This window comes from Enterobacter sp. RHBSTW-00901, assembly GCF_014103115.1.
Classification (GTDB): domain Bacteria; phylum Pseudomonadota; class Gammaproteobacteria; order Enterobacterales; family Enterobacteriaceae; genus Enterobacter; species Enterobacter cloacae_P.
In genome coordinates, this window is record NZ_JABXPB010000001.1 from 3,789,776 (window position 1) to 3,815,718 (window position 25,943).

A 25,943-nucleotide genomic window follows, 5' to 3' on the forward strand; every position below is an offset into this window, starting at 1 on the left:
GTGGCATTTTCTTCTGCCAGATACGGGTGATGACCGTAAACAAAATGGATGTTAAGGCATCCAGACGTCTAAATCAATCCAACTCTGTGCGATGAGCACTTTATTGCGCTGCGATTCATGAGATACTAGCCGGACATGCCTTTTTCAGGAGCAAACCGGTGGCAAAATCAGTACCCGCAATTTTTCTCGATCGTGATGGCACTATTAATGTGGATCATGGTTACGTCCATGAGATTGATGAGTTTGAGTTTATCGAAGGCGTAATAGATGCCATGCGCCAGCTGAAAGAGATGGGCTATGCGCTGGTGGTCGTGACAAATCAGTCTGGTATTGCGCGTGGCAAATTCACTGAAGCGCAATTCGAGACGCTGACGGAATGGATGGACTGGTCGCTGGCTGACCGCGGCGTTGATTTGGACGGTATCTACTATTGTCCGCATCACCCTCAGGGTACAGTAGAAGAATATCGCCAGACCTGTGATTGTCGTAAACCGCATCCAGGAATGTTTATCTCTGCGCAGGAGTTCCTGCACATTGATATGGCCGCTTCTTATATGGTGGGCGATAAACTGGAAGATATGCAGGCGGCAACTGCTGCTGGTGTAGGCACCAAAATATTAGTGCGCACTGGTAAACCCGTCACGCCAGAAGCAGAGAATGCGGCTGACTGGGTGATTAATAGCCTGGCAGATTTACCAAAAGAGATTAAAAAGCACCAAAAATAGCCTTTTTGGCGAAAAGATGAGCGGTTGAAATAAAAATGCATTTTTCCGCTTGTCATTCCTCGGAGGCTCCCTATAATGCGCCTCCATCGACACGGCGGATGTGAATCACTTCACAAACAACCCGGTCGGTTGAAGAGAAAAATTCTGAAATAACGGGTTGACTCTGAAAGAGGAAAGCGTAATATACGCCACCTCGCAACGGTGAGCTGAAAGCCGCGTTGCAACTGCTCTTTAACAATTTATCAGACAATCTGTGTGGGCACTCAAAGTGACATGGATTCTTAACGTCCTCGGACGATAAATGAATACCAAGTCTCAACGAGTGAACACGTAATTCATTACGAAGATTAATTCATTGAGCATCAAACTTTTAAATTGAAGAGTTTGATCATGGCTCAGATTGAACGCTGGCGGCAGGCCTAACACATGCAAGTCGGGCGGTAACACGGGGAGCTTGCTCCCGGGTGACGAGCGGCGGACGGGTGAGTAATGTCTGGGAAACTGCCTGATGGAGGGGGATAACTACTGGAAACGGTAGCTAATACCGCATAACGTCGCAAGACCAAAGAGGGGGACCTTCGGGCCTCTTGCCATCAGATGTGCCCAGATGGGATTAGCTAGTAGGTGGGGTAACGGCTCACCTAGGCGACGATCCCTAGCTGGTCTGAGAGGATGACCAGCCACACTGGAACTGAGACACGGTCCAGACTCCTACGGGAGGCAGCAGTGGGGAATATTGCACAATGGGCGCAAGCCTGATGCAGCCATGCCGCGTGTATGAAGAAGGCCTTCGGGTTGTAAAGTACTTTCAGCGGGGAGGAAGGTGTTGTGGTTAATAACCACAGCAATTGACGTTACCCGCAGAAGAAGCACCGGCTAACTCCGTGCCAGCAGCCGCGGTAATACGGAGGGTGCAAGCGTTAATCGGAATTACTGGGCGTAAAGCGCACGCAGGCGGTCTGTCAAGTCGGATGTGAAATCCCCGGGCTCAACCTGGGAACTGCATTCGAAACTGGCAGGCTAGAGTCTTGTAGAGGGGGGTAGAATTCCAGGTGTAGCGGTGAAATGCGTAGAGATCTGGAGGAATACCGGTGGCGAAGGCGGCCCCCTGGACAAAGACTGACGCTCAGGTGCGAAAGCGTGGGGAGCAAACAGGATTAGATACCCTGGTAGTCCACGCCGTAAACGATGTCGACTTGGAGGTTGTGCCCTTGAGGCGTGGCTTCCGGAGCTAACGCGTTAAGTCGACCGCCTGGGGAGTACGGCCGCAAGGTTAAAACTCAAATGAATTGACGGGGGCCCGCACAAGCGGTGGAGCATGTGGTTTAATTCGATGCAACGCGAAGAACCTTACCTACTCTTGACATCCAGAGAACTTAGCAGAGATGCTTTGGTGCCTTCGGGAACTCTGAGACAGGTGCTGCATGGCTGTCGTCAGCTCGTGTTGTGAAATGTTGGGTTAAGTCCCGCAACGAGCGCAACCCTTATCCTTTGTTGCCAGCGGTCCGGCCGGGAACTCAAAGGAGACTGCCAGTGATAAACTGGAGGAAGGTGGGGATGACGTCAAGTCATCATGGCCCTTACGAGTAGGGCTACACACGTGCTACAATGGCGCATACAAAGAGAAGCGACCTCGCGAGAGCAAGCGGACCTCATAAAGTGCGTCGTAGTCCGGATTGGAGTCTGCAACTCGACTCCATGAAGTCGGAATCGCTAGTAATCGTAGATCAGAATGCTACGGTGAATACGTTCCCGGGCCTTGTACACACCGCCCGTCACACCATGGGAGTGGGTTGCAAAAGAAGTAGGTAGCTTAACCTTCGGGAGGGCGCTTACCACTTTGTGATTCATGACTGGGGTGAAGTCGTAACAAGGTAACCGTAGGGGAACCTGCGGTTGGATCACCTCCTTACCTTAAAGAACCTGCCTTTGCAGTGCTCACACAGATTGTCTGATGAAATACAGCAGTAAAAATCTCTGCAGGCTTGTAGCTCAGGTGGTTAGAGCGCACCCCTGATAAGGGTGAGGTCGGTGGTTCAAGTCCACTCAGGCCTACCAAATTTTTGCTGATGCTGCGTTGCGGCGAAACTCACATACTTAAGTATGCTTTGTGTCACCACGCCTTGCCTCAACAAAAATTACCGGTACAGAGGTTGGCAAAACGATGGGGCTATAGCTCAGCTGGGAGAGCGCCTGCTTTGCACGCAGGAGGTCTGCGGTTCGATCCCGCATAGCTCCACCATCTTTTACTGCGAACACAAGAAAACTTCAGAGTGAACCTGAAAAGGTGCACTGCGAAGTTTTGCTCTTTAAAAATCTGGATCAAGCTGAAAATTGAAACGACACATCTTAAATGGTGTGTTCGAGTCTCTCAAATTTTCGCAAGTCGGTGATGAATCGAAAGAAACATCTTCGGGTTGTGAGGTTAAGCGACTAAGCGTACACGGTGGATGCCCTGGCAGTCAGAGGCGATGAAGGACGTGCTAATCTGCGAAAAGCGCCGGCGAGGTGATATGAACCTTTGACCCGGCGATGTCCGAATGGGGAAACCCAGTGTGATTCGTCACACTATCGTTAACTGAATACATAGGTTAACGAGGCGAACCGGGGGAACTGAAACATCTAAGTACCCCGAGGAAAAGAAATCAACCGAGATTCCCCCAGTAGCGGCGAGCGAACGGGGAGCAGCCCAGAGTCTGAATCAGCTTGTGTGTTAGTGGAACGGTCTGGAAAGTCCGGCGATACAGGGTGACAGCCCCGTACACGAAAATGCACAGGTTGTGAACTCGAAGAGTAGGGCGGGACACGTGGTATCCTGTCTGAATATGGGGGGACCATCCTCCAAGGCTAAATACTCCTGACTGACCGATAGTGAACCAGTACCGTGAGGGAAAGGCGAAAAGAACCCCGGCGAGGGGAGTGAAAAAGAACCTGAAACCGTGTACGTACAAGCAGTGGGAGCACCTTCGTGGTGTGACTGCGTACCTTTTGTATAATGGGTCAGCGACTTATATTCTGTAGCAAGGTTAACCGTATAGGGGAGCCGAAGGGAAACCGAGTCTTAACTGGGCGTTAAGTTGCAGGGTATAGACCCGAAACCCGGTGATCTAGCCATGGGCAGGTTGAAGGTTGGGTAACACTAACTGGAGGACCGAACCGACTAATGTTGAAAAATTAGCGGATGACTTGTGGCTGGGGGTGAAAGGCCAATCAAACCGGGAGATAGCTGGTTCTCCCCGAAAGCTATTTAGGTAGCGCCTCGTGAACTCATCTTCGGGGGTAGAGCACTGTTTCGGCTAGGGGGCCATCCCGGCTTACCAACCCGATGCAAACTACGAATACCGAAGAATGTTATCACGGGAGACACACGGCGGGTGCTAACGTCCGTCGTGAAGAGGGAAACAACCCAGACCGCCAGCTAAGGTCCCAAAGTCATGGTTAAGTGGGAAACGATGTGGGAAGGCACAGACAGCCAGGATGTTGGCTTAGAAGCAGCCATCATTTAAAGAAAGCGTAATAGCTCACTGGTCGAGTCGGCCTGCGCGGAAGATGTAACGGGGCTAAACCATGCACCGAAGCTGCGGCAGCGACGCTTATGCGTTGTTGGGTAGGGGAGCGTTCTGTAAGCCGTTGAAGGTGTGCTGTGAGGCATGCTGGAGGTATCAGAAGTGCGAATGCTGACATAAGTAACGATAAAGCGGGTGAAAAGCCCGCTCGCCGGAAGACCAAGGGTTCCTGTCCAACGTTAATCGGGGCAGGGTGAGTCGACCCCTAAGGCGAGGCCGAAAGGCGTAGTCGATGGGAAACAGGTTAATATTCCTGTACTTGGTGTTACTGCGAAGGGGGGACGGAGAAGGCTATGTTAGCCGGGCGACGGTTGTCCCGGTTTAAGCATGTAGGCGGAACGATTAGGTAAATCCGGTCGTTTTTTAACGCTGAGGTGTGATGACGAGGCACTACGGTGCTGAAGTAACAAATGCCCTGCTTCCAGGAAAAGCCTCTAAGCATCAGGTAACATCAAATCGTACCCCAAACCGACACAGGTGGTCAGGTAGAGAATACCAAGGCGCTTGAGAGAACTCGGGTGAAGGAACTAGGCAAAATGGTGCCGTAACTTCGGGAGAAGGCACGCTGATATGTAGGTGAAGCCCCTGCGGGTGGAGCTGAAATCAGTCGAAGATACCAGCTGGCTGCAACTGTTTATTAAAAACACAGCACTGTGCAAACACGAAAGTGGACGTATACGGTGTGACGCCTGCCCGGTGCCGGAAGGTTAATTGATGGGGTTAGCGGCAACGCGAAGCTCTTGATCGAAGCCCCGGTAAACGGCGGCCGTAACTATAACGGTCCTAAGGTAGCGAAATTCCTTGTCGGGTAAGTTCCGACCTGCACGAATGGCGTAATGATGGCCAGGCTGTCTCCACCCGAGACTCAGTGAAATTGAACTCGCTGTGAAGATGCAGTGTACCCGCGGCAAGACGGAAAGACCCCGTGAACCTTTACTATAGCTTGACACTGAACACTGGTCCTTGATGTGTAGGATAGGTGGGAGGCTTTGAAGCGTGGACGCCAGTCTGCGTGGAGCCGACCTTGAAATACCACCCTTTAATGGCTGGTGTTCTAACGTAGACCCGTAATCCGGGTTGCGGACAGTGTCTGGTGGGTAGTTTGACTGGGGCGGTCTCCTCCCAAAGAGTAACGGAGGAGCACGAAGGTTAGCTAATCCTGGTCGGACATCAGGAGGTTAGTGCAATGGCATAAGCTAGCTTGACTGCGAGAGTGACGGCTCGAGCAGGTGCGAAAGCAGGTCATAGTGATCCGGTGGTTCTGAATGGAAGGGCCATCGCTCAACGGATAAAAGGTACTCCGGGGATAACAGGCTGATACCGCCCAAGAGTTCATATCGACGGCGGTGTTTGGCACCTCGATGTCGGCTCATCACATCCTGGGGCTGAAGTAGGTCCCAAGGGTATGGCTGTTCGCCATTTAAAGTGGTACGCGAGCTGGGTTTAGAACGTCGTGAGACAGTTCGGTCCCTATCTGCCGTGGGCGCTGGAGAATTGAGGGGGGCTGCTCCTAGTACGAGAGGACCGGAGTGGACGCATCACTGGTGTTCGGGTTGTCATGCCAATGGCATTGCCCGGTAGCTAAATGCGGAAGAGATAAGTGCTGAAAGCATCTAAGCACGAAACTTGCCCCGAGATGAGTTCTCCCTGAGACTTTAAGTCTCCTGAAGGAACGTTGAAGACGACGACGTTGATAGGTCGGGTGTGTAAGCGTAGCGATACGTTGAGCTAACCGATACTAATGAACCGTGAGGCTTAACCTTACAACGCCGAAGCTGTTTCGGCGAAGAGACAGAATATTTTCAGCTTTGATACAGATTAACAGAATTTGCCTGGCGGCTTTAGCGCGGTGGTCCCACCTGACCCCATGCCGAACTCAGAAGTGAAACGCCGTAGCGCCGATGGTAGTGTGGGGTCTCCCCATGTGAGAGTAGGGAACTGCCAGGCATCAAATTAAGTAGTAAGCCGGTGCATAAATCCGGTGGTTACAGCAGTCTTCGGTGGAGCGGTAGTTCAGTCGGTTAGAATACCTGCCTGTCACGCAGGGGGTCGCGGGTTCGAGTCCCGTCCGTTCCGCCACTTATTGAAAGCCCTGAGTTAACGCTCAGGGCTTTTTTCTTGTTTGTTGTATATTTATTGCTAAATTAGCAAAAATCCTCTGCGTTTTACGCTCTTTTTCAGCATAACAGCAACAGTGATAATCCTCCTCAGTTAACAAACACTATGATTAACGAGGAATGACATGACTATCCCTGCATTTGGTCTGGGCACTTTCCGCCTGAAAGACGACATTGTTATCGCATCTGTAAAAACCGCACTTGAGCTTGGTTATCGCACTGTTGATACGGCACAGATTTATGAAAATGAAGCTGCTGTTGGTCAGGCGATTGAAGAGAGTGGCGTGCCGCGTAACGAGCTTTTTATCACCACCAAAATCTGGATTGAGAACCTCAGCAAAGACAAACTGATCCCAGGCCTGAAAGAGAGCCTGAAAAAACTGCGTACCGACTACGTGGATCTGACTCTGGTCCACTGGCCATCACCGAATGATGCCGTGGCAGTGGAAGAGTTTATGAAGGCATTGCTGGAAGCGAAAGAGCAGGGTCTGACCCGTGAAATTGGCATCTCCAACTTCACCATCCCACTGATGGAAAAAGCGATTGCGGCTGTTGGAGCAGAAAATATTGCGACCAACCAGATTGAACTGTCCCCATATCTGCAAAACCGCAAAGTCGTGAACTGGGCAAAACAACACGGTATTCACATTACCTCTTACATGACGCTGGCTTACGGTAAAGCTCTGAAAGATGAAGTGATTACACGCATCGCAGAGAAGCACAACGCAACAACTGCACAGGTGATCCTGGCATGGGCGATGGGGGAAGGTTATGCCGTTATCCCTTCATCGACCAAACGTGAAAACCTGGCCAGCAATCTGTTAGCTCTGGATCTCCTGCTGGATGATGAAGACAAAAAAGCGATCGCAGCCCTGGATTGCAACGATCGCCTGGTTAGCCCGGAAGGTTTAGCTCCGAACTGGGATTAATATTGACCACCCTCTGTAACCTAAGCCCTCACACAGCTCCTCCTGGAGCTGTTTTTACATGCTCGCTCAGGAAGTCGATAAAAGCACGTATGCGCGTACTTACCGCCCTGTCGCTGTAATACACCGCGCTGAAAGGCATTTCTACCGGCAGACATTTATCTGCCATCAGTTCTACAAGCTCACCGCGTGCTATCTCTTTATCAATCATGTAATCGGATAAACAGGCGATCCCGTTCCCTTCAAGGCACAGCTGCTTTAGCGTCTCCCCACTGTTGGACGATATTCCGCTGGTGATTTCATGAAGTTGCCCATCATGACAGGCGATGGGCCAGGTATTCAGCGATACGGGTTCCGTAAAGCCCAGACACAGATGCTGCTTCAGCTCTTCAACCGTCTCTGGCTTTCCATGCACGGCAATATACTGTGGTGAGGCGATGATTTTACGGTAACTGGCAAACAGAGGACGGGCACGTAAGCTTGAGTCCGTTAAGGTTCCAGCCCGAATCGCGACATCGACTTTCCGCTCAATAAGATTAATAAACGTCTCGGAGGAGACCAGAGATAGCGTCATTTCCGGATAGCGTTCACGAAATGGTTTAACCAGCGGCATCAGGAAATGCAGCACGACAGGGGTGGACGCATCAATACGCAGCAATCCGCGCGGCGTACTGCGGGTTTCCATTATCTCTGTTTCCGCTGCAGCCATCTCCTGCAGAACAGACTGCACGCGACGGAAATAACGCTCACCTTCTTCCGTCAGGCTCAGCTGACGCGTCGTTCGGTTGAGCAGGCTCACCCCAAGCTTCATCTCCAGCTTTTTAACCGAGCGGCTGATAGCAGAGTTAGCTTGTCCAAGCTGTTCGGCCGCGCGGCTAAAGCTGCCGCTTTCGACGACGGCGACAAAGATTGTCAGCTCTTCCGACGTTGCTTTCATTGTTGCACCACCTGCAAAATTCTATTGAGATTTTGACCATTTTTGTTATTTAAGCACTGGCGCATACTCCTTGTCATCTTAATCCTGAAGAGACGGAGTATTTTATGCCACTGGCGCTACTTGCCCTGACGATCAGTGCCTTTGCAATTGGCACGACCGAATTCGTTATTGTAGGACTGGTTCCTGCTATTGCTAATCAACTTGCTATTTCGCTGCCCTCTGCCGGGCTGCTGGTTTCTATCTATGCGCTGGGTGTCGCGGTTGGCGCACCGGTACTGACGGCGCTGACCGGACGCTTTCCGCGTAAGCAGCTGTTAGTTGCCCTGATGGTGCTCTTCACCGCGGGTAATATTCTGGCCTGGCAGGCCCCGGATTACACCACGCTGGTGATTGCCCGGCTACTGACCGGCCTCGCGCATGGCGTGTTCTTCTCCATCGGCTCCACCATTGCAACCAGCCTGGTACCAAAAGAGAAAGCGGCGTCTGCTATTGCGATTATGTTTGGTGGTTTGACCGTTGCACTGGTAACCGGTGTGCCGCTAGGGACGTTTATCGGGCAACATTTCGGCTGGCGTGAAACCTTCCTGGCGGTCTCTTTGCTGGGTGTGATTGCCCTGGTTGCCAGCCTGTTGCTGGTGCCATCAAATATCCACGGACGCGCCAGTGCCAGCCTGAGCGATCAGCTGAAAGTTCTTACTCATCCGCGGTTGCTGATCATCTATGCGGTTACGGCCCTGGGTTATGGTGGCGTATTCACTGCTTTCACCTTCCTGGCTCCGATGATGCAGGATCTCGCAGGATTTTCGCCAAATACGGTGAGCTGGATTTTGCTGGGCTACGGTATCTCAGTTGCGATCGGTAATATCTGGGGGGGCAAACTGGCCGATAAACATGGAGCCGTTCCTGCTCTGAAGTTCATCTTCGCTGCGCTGGTTGTTCTGCTGATGGTTTTCCAGTTTACGGCATCAATGCAATACGCCGCGCTGGTCACGGTACTGGTTATGGGGATCTTCGCTTTTGGCAACGTGCCGGGTCTTCAGGTGTACGTTGTGCAGAAAGCCGAGCTTTATACGCCAAATGCGGTGGATGTAGCATCGGGTCTTAATATTGCGGCATTCAATATTGGCATTGCGCTGGGTTCTATCATCGGCGGGCAAACCGTTGAACACTTCGGCTTAACACAAACGCCGTGGATTGGCGCAGTGATTGTCCTTATTGCCTTCCTGTTGATTGGCTGGAGCGGACGCCTTGATAAACCGGCTCGTGTGGCTCTTGGATAAACAGCAGTAAGTGCTTGCTTACAAATCTGGAAAGCGGTTTCTCCGTAATGGCGTTGAAAGTGTGACCTAAAATCCCTATAACAGTAGAACCAGTCCGTTTTCCGGGCTGGTTCATGTTACAGAGGTCGTTTCCAAAAGTGCGAAAAAATACTTATGCCATGCGTTATGTTGCCGGACTGCCCGCGGAGAGGATCTTGCCTCCGGGGTCGTTTGCGAGCATCAGCCAGGCATTGCCCGCTGGTACACCGTTAAGCAGTGATGAAAAAATCCGGGTACTGGTCTGGAATATCTTTAAGCAACAGCGTGCGGAATGGTTATCCGTGCTCAAGAATTTTGGTAAGGATGCGCATCTGGTTCTGTTACAGGAGGCGCAAACCACTCCTGAACTGGTGAGGTTTGCGACGACTAACTATCTTGCCGCTGATCAGGTACCCGCATTTGTTTTACCGCAACATCCCTCTGGTGTGATGACCCTCTCTGCTGCGCATCCGGTCTATTGCTGTCCGCTGCGTGAGCGCGAGCCAATCCTGCGTCTGGCAAAATCGGCGCTGGTGACGGTTTATCCCCTGCCGGATACCCGTTTGCTGATGGTGGTGAATATCCACGCGGTAAACTTCAGTCTGGGCGTGGATGTGTATAGTAAGCAGTTACTTCCCATTGGCGACCAGATTGCCCATCACAGTGGGCCGATCATTATGGCCGGGGATTTCAATGCCTGGAGCCGTCCGCGCATGAATGCGCTGTATCGCTTTGCGCGTGAAATGTCGCTGCGTGAAGTCCGTTTTACCGATGACCAGCGCAAGAAGGCATTTGGTCGTCCTCTCGATTTTGTCTTCTATCGTGGTTTGAGCGTACATGACGCCTCCGTTCTGGTGACGCGCGCTTCCGATCACAATCCGCTACTCGTCGAATTCAGTCCCGGCAAGCCTGATAAATAATGGTGTGTCAGGTCTGCCGTGGGGCAGACCTGCGCGGGTGCTGCCCTTTATTTTTTTACCAACAAAAGGACAGTACGATGACAACAACACACTCCCATCATGACAACGTAGAAAAACAGTTTGGTTCGCAGGCAAGTGCCTATCTGAGCAGCGCTGTACACGCGTCTGGACGCGACCTGGTGCGTCTCGGTGAACGCCTGGCAGCATTCCCGCAGGCGCACGTGCTGGACTTAGGCTGTGGGGCCGGCCACGCCAGCTTTGCGGCTGCACAGCAGGTTGCTCAGGTCACGGCGTATGATTTATCCAGCCAGATGCTGGAGGTGGTCGCGGAGGCGGCAAAAGCGAAAGGGCTGAGTAATGTTACGACGCGCCAGGGTTATGCCGAATCCTTACCCTTTGAGGATTCGTCATTTGACGTAGTCATCAGCCGCTACTCTGCACATCACTGGCATGATGTCGGGCAGGCATTACGGGAAGTCAAACGCGTGCTCAAGCCGGGCGGGATCTTCATCATTATGGATGTGATGTCCCCGGGGCATCCGGTACGCAATATCTGGCTGCAGACGGTTGAAGCGCTGCGTGACACCTCTCATGTGCAAAATTACTCCAGCGGAGAGTGGTTATCGTTTATCACCGATGCGGGTTTAATTTCACGTTCATTAATGACAGACCGTTTGCCGCTGGAGTTCAGTTCGTGGATCGCGCGCATGCGTACACCTGAAGCGTTAAGCCAGGCTATTCGGCTGTATCAGGAGAGTGCTTCTGCGGAAGTGAAAACCTACTTTGAATTGCAGGACGATGGCTCGTTTACCAGCGATACCATCATGGCTGAAGCGCAAAAAGCGGGATAAAACAAAAAAGGCACCCGGGGGAACGGGTGCCTTTTTATCTTTAGATTGTACTATCAGGAGTCTGGCGTGGCACTGTTCTTCACAAACAGTGTCAACTGGTCGCCTGGTTGCAGATTGTCAGTATCATTATTCCAGCGCATCACATCTTTGATGTTCACGCCGTGTCGTTTTGCGATACTGGACAGTGAATCGCCTTTACGCACGCGATAAGTAATGCTATCGCTGTTGTTGGCGAGACGCTGTGCGCTGCTACCTGCACCCACCGTCAGAGTCTGACCCACTTTCAGGCCTGAGCTGCGCAGATTATTCCACTGCTGCAGATCTTTCGCATTCACGCCAAGACGTGTTGCAATGCCCGAAAGCGTATCACCTGAACGAACCTTGTAACTACGACTGCTTACAGGTGATGTGTCTGCTATCAGCGTTGACTGAACAGCAGCAATTTCACCAGAAGCTAAAGACTCACGTAACTGCTCGGCATGTTTCTGCGGAACCATTACATACTGTGGGCCGCTAGCCCCCAGGGTTGAGCCTTTAACGCCTGCATTAAAGGTTTTCAATTTACTTACCGACATACCCGTCATATCAGCAACCTGTTGAATATCAACCGGGTTGCTGAGGCGAACGCGCGCCAGTGCACGACTTTCGTCTGGTGTTGGCAGTTGAACACCGTAACGCTTGCTGTTCTTGAGAATATCGCTCAATGCCAGCATTTTCGGTACGTAAATCTTCGTTTCCTGTGGCAGTGAGAGCGACCAGAAATCGGTGGATTTACCACGCGCTTTATTCGCCTTCATTGCCTTCAGTACACGACCCTCACCGCTGTTATACGCAGCAACTGTTAACAACCAGTCACCGTCAAACATCTTGTTCAGACGTTGCATCATGTCGAGAGCCGCTGTCGTTGAAGCGACAACATCTCTACGCGCATCGTAGCTGCGGGTCTGTTTCAAACCATAATTGCGCCCTGTGCTCGGAATGATCTGCCAAATACCTGCGGCATTGGCACCAGACGTTGCGTGTGGGTCAAAAGCGCTCTCCACTATGGGTAGGAGTACCAGCTCCATAGGCATGTTACGTTTCTTAACTTGCCCGGCTATCCAGTACATATACGGCTCTGCCCGTAACGTTACATCGTGGAGATAGCTCTTATTTCTCAAATACTTCTGTTTCTGTTCGCGAATCCGGCTGTTTTCCGGAATTCCCATCTTTAGCTCGTCGCCAATAGAGGCCCACAAGTCCTGATCCTGCGCGAATGATGTCCCATCGTCCATCCATCGCGCTGAACTTGTAAACTTCCCTGCTTCCCCTTGACCAGCTGCAGAAAGGCTCTGTGCGTGCTGTTGTACGTTGCTGCCGTTTTGTGACTGGCAACCTACAAGCAGGACAGAGGCGAGTAATATCGCTTTTGCCTTCATGTGTGTGTCAATAGTTGCTTAAAAGACGAGCGATGATAACGACGAAATTTTGAAAAGGCAACCCAGAATTATCGGAAGTTATCTTTCTTTGACCTTAACCATGCAAATCGTTCTTCAGGTTGTTTCAAAATTGTTTCTTGGTTAATTTTATTAATTAAATCAATATCATCTGTTCGTAAAAATAAATTTATTTCCCGCTCATTTTTCAGAATTACGGGGAGTGTTTTTTGGTTTTTTGCGCGTAACTCCTTCACTTTCTGATAATAATCTTGAATCGCACGATCCTCCGGTAAGAGGCTGACTGCAAACTTCATATTTCCTAATGTATACTCATGTGCGCAACAAATGAGAGTATCGTCGGGTAGTGCGTTAATTGCCTGTAAAGATTGATGCATTTGTGCTGGCGTGCCTTCGAATAGCCTTCCGCAGCCGCCAGAAAACAGTGTGTCGCCGCAAAAAAGATAAGGATTACTGTAGTAACAAGTATGTCCAGAAGTGTGACCTGGTGTGGCAAATACAGAAAACTCCCACCCTGGAATGAGGATTTTTTCGCCATCTTCGACTATCTGTGTCGCTCCCTTATCTTGTGTCTCCTTCGGTCCATATACCACAAGATGCGGAAAATGGGCGCACAGTTCAGGAACACCACCGACGTGATCGTTATGATGGTGGGTCAGGAGTATGGCTTCTGGCTGCCAGCCATTCTCTTTTATTGCGTGTAAAACAGGTGTTGACTCACCGGGATCAACAATGATGCATCGATGAGCGTCATCAACTAAAACCCAGATGTAATTGTCCTGAAAAGCAGGAATACTGATAAGATTCATACATTACCTCTTTTAGCGTGGCGGGTGTTTTGATGAAACCGGCAAGGGTACCTCAGACTGTCGCAGCACCGGAACGTTGGGCGGAATTGCCCTGGGGTGAATATTATCGCGAGGCGTTAGAACAGCAGCTGAAGCCCTGGCTCGCGAAAATGTATGGTTTCCACCTGCTTAAGATTGGCAATCTCAGCGCGGAAATCAATACCGAAAGCTGCTCTATCTCGCATCAGGTCAATGTTTCTCTTGATGGATCGCCCGTTAACGTAAAGGCTGATCCCCTGCATTTGCCGTTTGCCGAAAAATCGGTTGATGCGTGCCTGCTTGCACATACGTTACCCTGGTGTAGCGATCCTCACCGTCTGCTACGTGAAGCCGATCGCGTGTTGATCGATGACGGCTGGCTGGTTATCAGCGGTTTCAATCCGCTTAGCCTGATGGGGCTACGTAAGCTGGTGCCCGTACTACGCCGTACATCACCTTATAACAGCCGAATGTTCACCATGATGCGTCAGCTGGACTGGCTTTCATTGCTGAACTTTGAAGTGCTTTGCTATGGCGGTTTTCAGGTCTTGCCCTGGGCGCGGCAGGGTGGGGTACTGCTAAGCACTCATCTGCCTGCTTTAGGTTGCATGCAGTTCATCGTTGCGCGTAAGCGGACAATTCCCCTTACGCTAAACCCGATGAAACAGAACAAATCGCAAACGCAGATCCGTCAGACCGTTGGCGCAACGCGTCAGTACAGAAAACCCTGATCAGGATTCTGGCTGATAGCCAGTATCTTCATGGACAGGGTTAGAGGCAGCCGTACGGGCAAGTTCGTCACAGCGTTCGTTTTCCGGGTGTCCCGCGTGACCTTTCACCCATTCCCATTTGATTTCGTGCTGACCCAGTGCCGCATCAAGACGCTTCCAGAGGTCGACGTTCTTGACCGGTTTTTTATCTGCTGTTTTCCAGCCGCGTTTTTTCCAGTTGTGGATCCACTGGGTGATGCCCTGACGCACGTATTGACTGTCGGTGCTCAGCACCACGTCACAGTGCTCTTTCAGGGCTTCCAGCGCCACGATGGCCGCCATCAACTCCATGCGGTTGTTAGTGGTCAGGAAATAGCCTTCGCTAAAAGTTTTTTCGTGCTGGCGATAGCGCATAATCGCGCCATAACCGCCAGGTCCTGGGTTGCCGAGACAAGATCCATCGGTGAAAATTTCTACCTGTTTACGCATCTCTGGTAGACTTCCTGTATTTGAAACGTTCAGTTAAACGATAAGTCTGACATAAATGACCGCTATGAGCACTGCAATTACTCGCCAGATTGTCCTCGATACCGAAACCACCGGTATGAACCAGATCGGCGCACACTACGAAGGACACAAGATCATTGAGATCGGTGCTGTTGAAGTGGTGAATCGTCGTCTTACGGGGAACAACTTCCACGTTTACCTCAAACCCGATCGGCTGGTGGATCCAGAAGCGTTCGGCGTTCACGGTATCGCCGATGAGTTTTTGCTGGATAAGCCGACTTTTGCGGATGTGGCGGACGAGTTCCTGGAGTACATCAAAGGTGCCGAGCTCGTCATCCATAACGCATCGTTCGATATCGGCTTTATGGATTATGAATTCAGCAAGCTTAATCGTGATATCCCGAAGACGAACACGTTCTGTAAAGTGACCGATAGTCTGGCACTGGCCAGAAAAATGTTTCCAGGCAAGCGTAACAGCCTCGACGCCCTCTGTTCACGTTATGAGATAGACAACACCAAGCGAACGCTGCACGGCGCACTGCTCGACGCCCAGATACTGGCCGATGTCTATCTGACGATGACGGGTGGTCAGACGTCGATGGCCTTCAGCATGGAAAACGACGCTCAGCAGATGCAGGGTGACGCGGGAATTCAGCGCCTTGTACGTCAGAGCAGCAGGCTACGGGTTGTTTTAGCTAGCGATGAAGAACTGCTAAACCATGAATCCCGTCTGGATCTCGTGCAGAAGAAGGGCGGAAGCTGCATGTGGCGCGCGTAAAAAGGGGCCAGAATGGCTGTAAAATCACCGTCTGGGTGATTTTTGCAGCAAACGATTCAAAACGTGAGAAAAAGCGTTGACGAGTTCGGAGGCAAACCGTAATATTCGCCTCGTTCCCACGGGAACACAGCGGAGCGGTAGTTCAGTCGGTTAGAATACCTGCCTGTCACGCAGGGGGTCGCGGGTTCGAGTCCCGTCCGTTCCGCCACTATTCAGGGCCATGTTATTGATTAACATGGCCCTTTTTCTTGTCTGTAATTTACGGTATGCCATGACCGTTTGGCTGGCGCTGGTGTGCCGTTCCCTTCTGAAAGTATTTGATAACAAACATTTCATCCTCATCATGAATGCTGTGCCTGTTCTCATTAATATGATCGCTGAGACAGCGGGTGACATCGGCGCGGTTCGCGGGAACAGGCTTCTCATCAAGGATCATCAGCATTCGCTCCAGGTCTGCCAGCCCGTTGATGATGATCTTCTTCCAGACTTACACAGGCTGTTGCTTTTGTAATCCCAGCTCAGACCCTTAAACTCGTTTGACCTCCCTCCCTGTTGATTAACACACCGCGATGTGAGTAATGTCTTCATTAGCCACATGAGGATTTTCATCTGGCTGGAGAAATAGAGAATGAGAAGGTCAACCAATGCCAACTACCCTGCAAGAACTTAAATAAAATCGGTATTTCAATGTTCCGAAAAATACAAAGTTATTCTACTTACTTAATGTTTATATAGTTACGTAAGTCGCAATTCAGATTCAGAGCTTAATAATCTTATTCATCATCATTACATAATTATAAAGTACAAAAAACTATTTGGTGGTTCCATTTTTTTTAAAAACAATATGTTAGCACTATATTGTGATGTGATATTTCATATGAAGATTATTCATGCAAGCCTATGAAAGCTGTGTATTTTTATACAAATGAAGATCTTGTTTATATTCATTCTTTTGTATAAAGTGTAAAAAAATTAAGGTTATGACTCCAATTAGTCGAGCATATGTTGTTTGATGAAGGCTTCGATGACTTTTCATGGACTTATATAGAGCGCGAGAAACGAGCCAGACGTTTGATACGGGTTCGCAACGTCATATTGCTATGCTCATTGCGTAAAAATCTTGCCGGTCAGATGCTTATCCTTTAGCACTTCCCGGCCATAGCTGTCGGGCCTTACACCAACGAAGCTCCATTGCTCATCGAGTTCGTAGATAAGCGCCGCACCGGAATGGGCGACTGGCGAAGACGTTATTCGCTTCGGCGTGAGTTTTTTAAGTACGGAAAACCGTGTTGATACCGATTTTCAGCGTCCTTGCCGTATCGCGAACCCCGGTGCCGTTGAAGGTTATATCAACGATTTGCTCTTTAACACCAGCTTTCTGGCCTGCCAGGTGTCGGTGAGCGGGAATACGCATCGACACTCACGACAACGGAAACAACTTTGGCCTTTAGGATGTTCCGGTCATGGTGATAAACCAGAACAGAATTACAACGGGAACAATGAACGTTAACGCGTGCCAGGAGAAAATCTCAAAACCCCAGATTATATATCAGATTCAACCAATTAGAGGCATCATCAACATGAGTTACTCTAATTTTCAAAGTAGGCTAGTTCAGGAGTCGTTATGTATAGCGATCTGTACACTCTTAATGAGCAGGTCCGCACAGCGCTGTCCGATATAGGAAGGGAAATTTCAATCCACTCAGAGAGAGTAGAGGTTACTGCTTCACCAAAAAAGATTTGGCGCTTAAAGCGCCACGACACAAAGTTGATTTATGTACTCACTGCAGGAGAAGTCGAACTCTGCAATGTGCATAACAACATTATATTAGCGAATATCAATCACCAGGCCGTTTTTGGTTTATCAACGATGCTTTCTAAGCGGGAGTGTTATTATATCCGCACGGTATCTGATGTTAAGTTGTCGTATCTCAAACTGCATGATTTTATGCGACTGGTGGAAGAAAAAAAGTTATGGAAAGACGTTTCATTGATACTCACATGGTATCTTGAAATTTACTGTTTCAGGGAGGAGTTGAATTCCAGAACGACCAATAGCTATAGCATTGTTAAACCCTATCTTGAAATGCTGTGGGAGCATAACCAAGAGAGTTTAAACGATGTTTCGATATTTACTTTTATTTTAAATCGTACGTCCGTGTCACGGAGTACATTAAACAAAATCTTAAAAAATCTCTCTGATGGCGGATATATTACCGTTAATCGTGGAAGACTTGTCGATTTGAAACCCCTACCTGCGGGTTATTAATACGTCTATTATTTTTTTGTTTTTCCTTTCTGAAAAACTCTTGATCCCTTTATGGGGATGTCGTTCACGTTGCCATTTTACAGGCACTACACACGCATATATAAAATTTGGATAAACGCTATTGGCACCGCTTTATTGGGCAAATATCGGAGGATGACGCAGCTTTAATTAACAATGCTGTGCTGCATCGGTACGCCTGAATACTGAACGACAATTTTAATAAAAGACATTTTGAATTTCCACTGGAGTTAATGATGAACAGAAGTACTGACATGGTTATAAAACGAATTTCGAACAATAACGGCACTCGCGTATTTCTTAAAAATGCGATTACGACATTGCTTTTTACCGTGCCGCTGAGTATGCCTGTATTTGCCGCGTCTAACGCGACCGTTATTGATAACGGTGCTACGGTAATCGTTCCTGACACTCAAAGTAGTCCGTGGATTTTACCGGGAGCTATCTACGCCGGGGAAAATAGTACAGGTTCACTGACCATTACTAAAGGTGGCGTTGTTCAGTCCGGCACCACCGCTTCCGGCACCAGCGGTTCTGTTCTCGGATATAATTCGGGAAGTGCCGGAACCCTCACCGTGGACGGTGGTGCCTGGTACGATGGTGTAGATCCCTCTAATCAGACGCTATCTAACGGTACGACTGCTGTTGGCGGAGGTGGTACAGGGACGCTGAATGTTTTCAATGGCGGAAAGGTCGGACTGGTATTCATGAACGTCGGCCAGAACGATAATAGCACGGGTGCTGTTGTGGTGGATGGTGTCGATTCGCAGTTGTTAGCCACGACAACCTCCTCTTCGGGGATAACCGTAGGTACCAATGGCAACGGTTCGGTGACTATCAGTAACGGCGGCTCTATCATTAGTAATTCTTCCACTGGTGTCGGCTGGGGAAAAAATTCTAACGGTATAGTGAATGTCGACGGCTCGGGTTCGGGCTGGGTAATCAACAGCGGTCCGATGAACGTCGGTGGTGCCGGAACCGGTAGCATGAGTGTTACTAACGGCGGTGTAGTGAAAAGCGCTGGCGGAGCGATTGCCGGGGGCAGCCCTGGCGACGATGCCGCAGGTAAAGGTGACGTCATTATCGACGGTCCAGGCTCCCTTTGGGATATTGGCGCACGAGAGCTGAGCATCGGTGCTCAAAATAGTGCAACTAAGTTACCGTCTGGTAATGGTACCTTGATTGTATTCAACCAGGGTCAACTTAATGCCCAAAGTATCAATGTCGATGCCGAAAATGGCACGGTGGCAATCGGTGCTTTAGCCGGGCAAACGGCTAAGGCAGCAGGAACTATCAATGCCAAAAAAATAATTTTAGCCAATACCAACTGCAATCTGGTGTTTAACCATACCGACACCTCCGGCAACTATATTTTCGCACCCGTTATTAGTGGCCTGGGTAATGTCAGCCAACTGAGCGGCATTACCGTCATTAACGGTGTGAATACTTATATCGGTACCACCACTATCGATGGCGGTGCGCTTATCGTTGGCGATGCAGCCAATTCAACGGCAGTGCTGAACGGTGCCAAAGCCGCTGATGTTACGGTGGGTAGCAATGGCACTCTGGCTGGTACAGGCGTAGTCAATGGCAACGTGGTTAACAACGGCATGGTTGCCTCGCTCAATACGCTTTCCGGTCAGGAAAGTCAGCCAAACAGTAACTTTACGCTCGCAGGTGGTATCGAAAACAACGGTATTATCAACCTGGCGGGCGCACAGCCGGGTAATACCCTGACCGTCAGCAACCAATATACCGGCAACAACGGTACGCTTATCCTGAAAACTTATATGGGTGATGACAGCTCGGCAAGCGATCGCCTGGTGCTGAACAACGCCAAAGCCGACGGCAATACCTCTCTTATCATCAAGCATGGTGGCGGTACCGGCGCGCGTACTAACACCGGGATCCTGCTGATTGATGCCCAGAACGGCAGTACCACCACGCCTGATGCCTTCCGTCTGTCACCCTCTTCGGATGGTTACCGCCAGAATATCGGCACCATCGCTGCAGGTGCTTATGATTACTCACTGACCAGAGGCGGAGATGGCAGTGCAGGTAACCCGGAGTCTTGGTACTTAACTTCCCGTGAAGTGAAGCCGATGACTCCGCTGACGCCGAGCTCGCCACGTCCGGTAACCCCTCCGGTTACAGACCAGGGCAATCAACCGCCGGTTGACCCGATAGTGCCGATGACTCCGCTGACGCCGAGCTCGCCGCGTCCGATAACCCCTCCGGTTACAGACCCGAGCACTCCAGCCGAACCAGCAACACCGTCGACCCCGGTATTACGTCCTGAAATAGGTTCTTATATCGATAACCTGCGTGCTGCCAACACCATCTTCGCCATGCGTTTACACGACCGCTTGGGTGAAACCCAGTATCTGGACGATATGTCCGGTAACGGCAAAGTAAGCTCTATGTGGATGCGTAACATCGGCGGGCATACCGGTTCGCACGTGGGCAATGATGCCATCGCGACCAATGCGAATCGCTACGTCATACAGATTGGCGGTGATATCGTCGACTGGTCAAATGATGGTCTTGATCGCTACCTGGTCGGTCTGATGGGAGGCTACGCCAATCAGAAAAGCCACAGCGTTTCCCACGCTTCCGGCTACAACTCTAGCGGCAGCCTGAACGGCTACAGCGTCGGGGTTTATGGTACCTGGTATGCCAACGACACCACCAAACAAGGTACCTACGTTGATACCTGGGCCCTGTACAACTGGTTCAACAACAGCGTCAGCGGTCAGGGTCTGCCGTCTGAAAGCTACAAATCCAATGGCTTTACCGCCTCCGTTGAAGCGGGTTACACCCATAAAACTGGTGAATATCAGACGCTGAATGGCATGGTTAACCAGGTCTTTATCCAGCCGAAGGTGCAGGTCACCTGGATGGGGGTGAAAGCCGACAACCATACCGAGATTAATGGTACAAGCGTCAGTGGTACCGGTGACAATAATATCCAGACCCGTCTCGGTGTGAGAGCCTTTATTAAAGGACAAAGCAAACTGGATGAAGGTAGTCAGCGTGAATTTGAACCTTTCGTGGAAGCGAACTGGATTTATAACACCGACAACTACGGTGTAAATATGGATGGTGTCAGCACTTATATGGACGGCACACGAAATATTGGTGAGCTGAAGCTGGGTGTTGAGGGAAAAATTAACCGTCAGGCGACGCTGTGGGCGAACGTAGCACAACAGATCGGTGACAAGGGATACAGTGACACTCAGGGAACCGTTGGGGTAAAATACGCCTTCTGATAAACCCAGATGAAAAGACCGGGCAATTTATTTGCCCGGTTCTGGAGACAATATGAAATTAGCAATTGGGATCTTTTTAGGGTTATTCAGTTTTGGTGCGCTGGCGGCAACTCCAGAAACCGCCGCCCTATGGACACCGGGAAAAGGCGTACTGTGCGATAAGTACATTTGTGCCGATGCTACCGGCGTATCCATTCCACTGACTGAAAAATATGTGGGTAAAACTCGTGCTGATAAATTAAAAGCCATGGGCGAGTTTGATACCACCACTTTCACCTTCGTGACCGGTCTTTCCTGCGACGTGAAAGAAAAGCTCTGTCGTCAGGATCGCTATTACGGTGCCGATGGCAAGCGCAGCGGTAAGATAAACAAATACTATACCAAAGTGGTATTTGGTGGTTTTTAACGTTCTTTTGTCGTTAGATTCACCGTTTTCTGCTGTTGAATTAACAATGCGATTTACCGGAAATTGATTGAAATAAGACACTTCTCTGGATCAATTTGTGAACTGCGGGACTGCATAACTTCAACGTCATAGCGTAAAACCCTATACCGGGTGTTTTATGCTCTGACTTATAAAAGCCCGGGTGAGGCATTGCCACCACCCGGTTTTATTCATTCGATATTAAACGGGTCTGCATCCTGCCACGCGGGAAACTTCTCGCGATACTCCTTCAGCGCAGTCAACGACAGCTCAGCATCAATACGTGTCGCCTGATGTGGCTCGGCAGTCGCAATAATTTCACCCTGCGGATTCACTACCCGGCTGTCACCACGATAGTGATGCCCGTTGCCATCCGTACCCACGCGATTACAGCCCACAACATACGCCTGGTTCTCAATAGCACGCGCTACCAGCAGTGACTGCCAGTGCAGTGAGCGTGGGGCAGGCCAGTTGGCGACATACAGCGCCAGATCGTAATCATTGCGGTTGCGCGACCAGACCGGGAAGCGCAGGTCGTAGCACACCAGCGGCAAAATACGCCAGCCGCGCCACTCAAACACCACTCGTTCGTTACCTGCTTCATAGTGATGATGCTCATCCGCCATGCGGAACAAGTGGCGTTTATCGTAAAAATGCACTTTCCCCTCTGGTTCAACCAACAGGAACCGGTTCACCGGCCCGCGTTCGGTTTGCAGGGCCGCGCTCCCGGCAATCAGCGCGTTTGTGTGTTGTGCTTTGGCATGCATCCAGGCGACCACATCTTCCTGCGGCATCGACTGTTTAGCGGCTTCCATTGCGAAACCGGTGGTGAACATCTCCGGCAGGACAATCACATCACGCCCGGTAATCTCTTCCAGTTGACGATCAAAGTGGCGCAGGTTGGCGGGGCCATCCATCCACACTAAAGGTTGCTGCAAAATCGAAATCTTCAGACCAGGCACAATTCAGACTCCTCAAACGACCACTTTTTGACACTGTAGCACGACACAACGAGAAAATGTGGCAATAAAAAACCCCGCACGGGGCGGGGTTTGTACACGCGAAATGCGTTATGCGGCTTCAGGTTTGCGGGCCTTCTCCGGCAGCTTTACTGGCTGGGTTGCCAGCTCCTCTGGTTCGAAATCATCCACGTTAATGCTGCGCAGACGGCTCTCTTCGGCTTTCACCAGAATAGCGGCTTCATCCTTATCGATGATTCCACCTGCCAGCGCCTGTTTTGCCAGTTCATCCAGGCGGGTAAAGGACAGATTTTTACCCAGCTGTTTGCAGATCTTCTGGTGAATCGGGTCGGCGGCCATGACATCCAGCAGCGCCTCTTCCAGCAGACCCACCGGGTTATGTGGCGATGGAGTCAGATACTGACCACGACCAATACGTGAGCGGGTTGCACTCGGTACCTGGAGGATCTTCGCCACTTTATGATCCAGTTTGTCAGACGGAGCCAGATGATGACGACCGGTAGGGAAGATCACCACGCGCAGGGCACCAGCGACAAAACGGTTCGGGAAGTTCGCCAGCAGATCGTCAATCGCCTGTTCTGCCTGGTGCATGGCGTCCTGTACGCCCCAGTGTACCAGCGGCAGATCCGCTTCCTGACGGCCTTCGTCGTCGTAGCGCTTCAGTACCGCAGAAGCCAGGAACACCTGACTCAGCACATCCCCCAGACGGGCAGAGATACGCTCACGACGCTTCAGGCTACCGCCCAGCACGGCCATAGAGACGTCAGACAGCAGAGCCAGGTTGGCGCTCAGGCGGTTCAGCTGTTGGTAATAACGTCGGGTGGCATCACCAGTTGGTGTCGCGCTGGTGCGACCGTTGGTCAGACCCAGCCAGAAACTACGCACCTTGTTGCTGCCGACATGACCAATATGTTTAAACAGCAGCTTATCGAAGGCATCCACGTCATTATTTTGCGCGGCGGCCATCTCTTCCAGCACATACGGATGGCAGCGAATTGCCCCCTGGCCGAAGATCATCATGCTGCGGGTCAGGATGTTTGCCCCTTCCACGGTGATAGCAATTGGTGCGCCCTGATAGCCGCGCGCCAGGAAGTTACCTTCGCCGAGCATAATGCCTTTACCCCCGGCAATGTCCATCGCATCAATGATGGATTGCTGTGCACGGTGGGTGCAGTGATACTTCACAATTGCCGACAGTACGGCCGGTTTTTCGCCCAGCATAATGCCGTAGGTAATCAGCGAAGCCGCAGCATCCATCACGTAAGCATTGCCTGCAATGCGCGCCAGTGGTTCTTCAATACCTTCCATCTTGCCGATGGAGATTTTGAACTGACGGCGGATGTGGGCGTAAGCACCAATCCCCATCGCCACAGATTTCAGACCACCGGTTGAGTTCGACGGCAGAGTAATACCGCGACCAACAGACAGACATTCCACCAGCATACGCCAGCCCTGACCGGCCATTTTCGGGCCACCGATGATGTAATCAATCGGCACAAAGATATCCTGGCCACGTGTCGGACCGTTCTGGAACGGCACGTTCAGCGGGAAGTGACGACGGCCAATTTCAACGCCCGGGGTAGAGGTTGGGATCAGCGCACAGGTAATGCCCAGGTCCTCTTCACCACCCAGCAGTTTTTCCGGGTCAGAGAGTTTAAAGGCCAGACCCAGCACGGTGGCGATAGGTGCAAGAGTGATATAGCGTTTGTTCCAGGTCAGGCGCATACCCAGCACCTGCTCACCCTGCCATTCCCCCATACAGACCACGCCGGTATCCGGGATCGCACCCGCATCAGAGCCTGCTTCCGGGCTGGTCAGCGCGAAGCATGGGATTTCCAGGCCACGCGCCAGTCGCGGCAGGTAGTGATCTTTCTGCTCTTCAGTACCGTAATGCTGCAGCAGTTCACCAGGGCCTAAGGAGTTAGGTACACCGACGGTGATCGCCAGGATCCCTGAGACACCTGCCAGTTTTTGCAGCACGCGAGCCTGAGCGTAAGCGGAGAATTCCAGACCGCCATACTCTTTCTTAATGATCATCGCAAAGAAGCGATGTTCTTTCAGGTAGGCCCACAGTACTGGCGGCAGGTCGGCCATTTCGTGGGTGATGGCAAAGTCGTTTGCCATGCGGCACGCTTCTTCCACCGGGCCATCAATAAAGGCTTGTTCTTCGGCGGTCAGACGTGGCTGCGGATAGTTATGCAGCTTTTTCCAGTCCGGGTTACCCTGGAACAGGTCGCCTTCCCACCAGGTGGTACCCGCATCAATCGCTTCTTTCTCAGTACGCGACATCGGCGGCATCACTTTACGGAAGCCTTTGAACACCGGTGCGGAGATCATTGATTTACGCATCGGGGCAAAGTTAAACGGCAGCAGAATGATGGCCAGTGGAACTAAAAGCCAGATATTCCAGAGACCTGCGACGCCAAATGCTGCCGTCCAGACCAGCAGAATCAGGCTGCTCAGGAATAAACTTACACGGTGATAGAACAACACACCGAGCAGAACAACGGTTGCGAGAATGCTCAAAATCATCATAAAGAAAAGCTCCCTTGCTTGTAGGAGGTCTGACCACTTGTCATGATATGGTTGTAGTGGATGTTATTTTTTTTAGCAATGAATTTACAAAATAATTACAACCTGGTTCACATTGTTCGTGTTTTAGCAGGCACGAAAAATCAAAACGCCGGACGATTCACATGGCTTTAGCTTCTCGCTTTTAACGCTATCCGGTACACTCCACTGTGTTATTTCATCAATACTGAAGGATTATCCTCATGTACCAGGATCTTATTCGTAACGAACTGAACGAAGCGGCGGAAACGCTGGCGAACTTTCTGAAAGATGATGCCAATATTCACGCTATTCAGCGCGCGGCGGTCCTGCTGGCCGACAGCTTCAAAGCCGGTGGTAAAGTGCTCTCCTGCGGTAACGGTGGCTCCCACTGTGACGCCATGCACTTCGCAGAAGAGCTGACCGGGCGTTATCGCGAAAACCGTCCGGGCTACCCGGCGATTGCGATTTCTGACGTGAGCCACATCTCCTGCGTGAGCAACGATTTTGGTTACGACTATGTCTTCTCCCGCTATGTTGAAGCCGTGGGGCGTGAAGGTGATGTGCTGCTGGGGATTTCTACCTCCGGTAACTCTGGTAACGTGATCAAAGCGATTGCTGCCGCGCGTGAAAAAGGGATGAAAGTTATCACCCTGACCGGTAAAGATGGCGGTAAAATGGCCGGTACCGCGGACATTGAGATCCGTGTTCCGCACTTCGGTTATGCCGATCGCATTCAGGAAATTCACATCAAAGTGATCCACATCCTGATCCAGCTGATCGAAAAAGAGATGGTTAAGTAAGACTTCGCTGGGGGCATGATTGCCCCCGCTGT

At 50.9% G+C, this 25,943-nt stretch carries 17 protein-coding genes, 4 tRNA genes, 3 rRNA genes and 2 pseudogenes; 18 read left to right on the top strand and 8 right to left on the bottom strand.

Annotation, left to right across the window (positions count from 1 at the left end):
- The first annotated feature begins 158 nt into the window (after window positions 1–158).
- The 8 genes from gmhB (at window position 159) to dkgB (ending at window position 7,337) form a co-directional block, all read left to right on the top strand.
- Entirely contained in the window at window positions 159–725 is a 567-nt protein-coding gene (gene gmhB, locus HV318_RS18200) for a D-glycero-beta-D-manno-heptose 1,7-bisphosphate 7-phosphatase (RefSeq protein ID WP_143344664.1), read from the top strand.
- A 372-nt stretch (window positions 726–1,097) separates the two neighbouring features.
- Window positions 1,098–2,637: ribosomal RNA gene (locus HV318_RS18205) — 16S ribosomal RNA — on the top strand.
- Between the two features lie 69 nt (window positions 2,638–2,706).
- Window positions 2,707–2,783: transfer RNA gene (locus HV318_RS18210), tRNA-Ile, on the top strand.
- A gap of 108 nt (window positions 2,784–2,891) precedes the next feature.
- Window positions 2,892–2,967 (top strand) — tRNA-Ala (locus HV318_RS18215).
- A 181-nt stretch (window positions 2,968–3,148) separates the two neighbouring features.
- Window positions 3,149–6,054 (top strand): 23S ribosomal RNA (locus tag HV318_RS18220).
- 68 nt (window positions 6,055–6,122) lie between these two features.
- A 5S ribosomal RNA gene (gene rrf, locus HV318_RS18225) occupies window positions 6,123–6,238 on the top strand.
- Together the 16S, 23S and 5S rRNA genes with 3 tRNA genes alongside form the textbook arrangement of a ribosomal RNA operon.
- 55 nt (window positions 6,239–6,293) lie before the next feature.
- Window positions 6,294–6,370: transfer RNA gene (locus HV318_RS18230), tRNA-Asp, on the top strand.
- A gap of 163 nt (window positions 6,371–6,533) precedes the next feature.
- The gene (dkgB, locus tag HV318_RS18235; protein WP_182273835.1) at window positions 6,534–7,337 is read left to right on the top strand and encodes a 2,5-didehydrogluconate reductase DkgB; all 804 of its coding nucleotides are present in this window, start codon (window positions 6,534–6,536) and stop codon (window positions 7,335–7,337) included.
- Between the two features lie 28 nt (window positions 7,338–7,365).
- Here dkgB and yafC read toward each other — a convergent pair whose 3' ends face one another.
- Window positions 7,366–8,271, bottom strand: a complete 906-nt coding sequence (gene yafC / locus HV318_RS18240; RefSeq protein ID WP_182273836.1) for a DNA-binding transcriptional regulator YafC — start codon at window positions 8,269–8,271, stop codon at window positions 7,366–7,368.
- Window positions 8,272–8,375: 104 nt separating this feature from the next.
- On the opposite strand from yafC, the gene HV318_RS18245 reads away from it, so the two are divergent.
- From HV318_RS18245 to HV318_RS18255, 3 genes are all read left to right on the top strand, one after another.
- A complete protein-coding gene (locus HV318_RS18245) occupies window positions 8,376–9,551 on the top strand; it encodes an MFS transporter (protein ID WP_182273837.1) in 1,176 nt (391 codons plus the stop codon).
- 137 nt (window positions 9,552–9,688) lie between these two features.
- A complete protein-coding gene (locus HV318_RS18250; RefSeq protein WP_182273838.1) occupies window positions 9,689–10,489 on the top strand; it encodes an endonuclease/exonuclease/phosphatase family protein in 801 nt (266 codons plus the stop codon).
- Window positions 10,490–10,566: 77 nt separating this feature from the next.
- Complete coding sequence (locus HV318_RS18255; RefSeq protein WP_182273839.1) at window positions 10,567–11,340, top strand: class I SAM-dependent methyltransferase; 774 nt, start codon at window positions 10,567–10,569, stop codon at window positions 11,338–11,340.
- A gap of 53 nt (window positions 11,341–11,393) precedes the next feature.
- Here HV318_RS18255 and mltD read toward each other — a convergent pair whose 3' ends face one another.
- Together mltD and gloB are read right to left on the bottom strand one after the other, a co-directional pair.
- A complete protein-coding gene (mltD, locus tag HV318_RS18260) occupies window positions 11,394–12,758 on the bottom strand; it encodes a murein transglycosylase D (protein ID WP_182273840.1) in 1,365 nt (454 codons plus the stop codon).
- A gap of 68 nt (window positions 12,759–12,826) precedes the next feature.
- The gene (gene gloB, locus HV318_RS18265) at window positions 12,827–13,585 is read right to left on the bottom strand and encodes a hydroxyacylglutathione hydrolase (protein WP_182273841.1); all 759 of its coding nucleotides are present in this window, start codon (window positions 13,583–13,585) and stop codon (window positions 12,827–12,829) included.
- Window positions 13,586–13,617: 32 nt separating this feature from the next.
- Between gloB and HV318_RS18270 the strand changes: the two genes are divergently transcribed.
- A complete protein-coding gene (locus tag HV318_RS18270) occupies window positions 13,618–14,334 on the top strand; it encodes a class I SAM-dependent methyltransferase (protein ID WP_182273842.1) in 717 nt (238 codons plus the stop codon).
- On the opposite strand, the gene rnhA is transcribed toward HV318_RS18270, so the two are convergent.
- Complete coding sequence (rnhA, locus tag HV318_RS18275) at window positions 14,335–14,802, bottom strand: ribonuclease HI (protein ID WP_182273843.1); 468 nt, start codon at window positions 14,800–14,802, stop codon at window positions 14,335–14,337.
- Window positions 14,803–14,866: 64 nt separating this feature from the next.
- Here rnhA and dnaQ point away from each other — a divergent pair, with 64 nt between their 5' ends.
- Entirely contained in the window at window positions 14,867–15,598 is a 732-nt protein-coding gene (dnaQ, locus tag HV318_RS18280) for a DNA polymerase III subunit epsilon (protein WP_196390842.1), read from the top strand.
- Window positions 15,599–15,729: 131 nt separating this feature from the next.
- Window positions 15,730–15,806, top strand: a tRNA-Asp gene (locus tag HV318_RS18285).
- An 84-nt stretch (window positions 15,807–15,890) separates the two neighbouring features.
- Here HV318_RS18285 and HV318_RS18290 read toward each other — a convergent pair.
- Window positions 15,891–16,144, bottom strand: a pseudogene (locus HV318_RS18290) (DUF4942 domain-containing protein); the annotation flags it as partial.
- Between the two features lie 494 nt (window positions 16,145–16,638).
- Window positions 16,639–17,118: pseudogene (locus HV318_RS18295) on the bottom strand (IS1 family transposase).
- A gap of 104 nt (window positions 17,119–17,222) precedes the next feature.
- Between HV318_RS18295 and HV318_RS18300 the strand changes: the two are divergent.
- The 3 genes from HV318_RS18300 to HV318_RS18310 all read left to right on the top strand — a co-directional run bounded on the left by HV318_RS18300 (window position 17,223) and on the right by HV318_RS18310 (window position 21,560).
- A complete protein-coding gene (locus tag HV318_RS18300) occupies window positions 17,223–17,867 on the top strand; it encodes a helix-turn-helix domain-containing protein (RefSeq protein ID WP_182273845.1) in 645 nt (214 codons plus the stop codon).
- Window positions 17,868–18,139: 272 nt separating this feature from the next.
- Window positions 18,140–21,154, top strand: a complete 3,015-nt coding sequence (locus HV318_RS18305) for an autotransporter outer membrane beta-barrel domain-containing protein (protein WP_249421813.1) — start codon at window positions 18,140–18,142, stop codon at window positions 21,152–21,154.
- 52 nt (window positions 21,155–21,206) lie between these two features.
- Window positions 21,207–21,560 carry a YcgJ family protein gene (locus HV318_RS18310; protein ID WP_182273847.1) on the top strand — a complete coding sequence of 118 codons (354 nt, stop codon included), beginning with the start codon at window positions 21,207–21,209 and terminating at the stop codon, window positions 21,558–21,560.
- A gap of 209 nt (window positions 21,561–21,769) precedes the next feature.
- Here HV318_RS18310 and HV318_RS18315 read toward each other — a convergent pair whose 3' ends face one another.
- Window positions 21,770–22,540, bottom strand: a complete 771-nt coding sequence (locus HV318_RS18315; protein WP_182273848.1) for an amidohydrolase — start codon at window positions 22,538–22,540, stop codon at window positions 21,770–21,772.
- A gap of 108 nt (window positions 22,541–22,648) precedes the next feature.
- A complete protein-coding gene (gene fadE, locus HV318_RS18320) occupies window positions 22,649–25,093 on the bottom strand; it encodes an acyl-CoA dehydrogenase FadE (RefSeq protein WP_182273849.1) in 2,445 nt (814 codons plus the stop codon).
- Between the two features lie 239 nt (window positions 25,094–25,332).
- Between fadE and lpcA the strand changes: the two genes are divergently transcribed.
- Window positions 25,333–25,911: a D-sedoheptulose 7-phosphate isomerase gene (gene lpcA, locus HV318_RS18325; RefSeq protein ID WP_028017728.1), complete on the top strand. Its 579-nt coding sequence runs from the start codon at window positions 25,333–25,335 to the stop codon at window positions 25,909–25,911.
- Window positions 25,912–25,943 lie beyond the last annotated feature (32 nt).